This is a genomic window from Salifodinibacter halophilus, assembly GCA_012999515.1.
Lineage (GTDB): Bacteria > Pseudomonadota > Gammaproteobacteria > Nevskiales > Salinisphaeraceae > Salifodinibacter > Salifodinibacter halophilus.
This window is the reverse complement of the sequence record JABEEB010000068.1, coordinates 1-356: the sequence shown is the minus strand read 5'-3', so window position 1 is coordinate 356 and position 356 is coordinate 1. Positions and strand designations below refer to the sequence as shown.

Here is a 356-nt window from a genome sequence, read left to right as displayed (position 1 = left end):
CGTGCGGAGCGATGTTCTTGCCGGGCACGCCGGGCAGGAATTCGACGCCGGCGGCGAGGTAGCAGTGCTGCACCAGCGCCGAGCAGAACAGCGCGCCGTCCTTGGCCAGCAGGTTGCCGCGCTTGCGCAGGCGGCGGCTGTGCATGGCCATCATGGTGCCGAGCAGTTCGCTGATCGAATAGCTCGACAGCCCGGCCAGCAGGTCCAGGCCGGCCTTCTGCACTTGCAGCACCTGTTCCGGGCTCAGGCCGAAATCGAGCACGGCGATGTTGGGGAAGGCCTCGGCGTCGTAGTAGCGGGCGACGCGGTTCTCCTGCACGCCCAGGCGGATCTGGCGGTAGCGCAGGTCCAGGTCG

1 protein-coding gene is annotated in these 356 nt (G+C 68.5%); it reads right to left on the bottom strand.

The genetic code is table 11. The annotated features are described in order from the left end of the window. A partial coding sequence (locus HKX41_10720; GenBank protein ID NNC24603.1) for a hypothetical protein occupies positions 1-356 on the bottom strand: 356 nt, incomplete at both ends.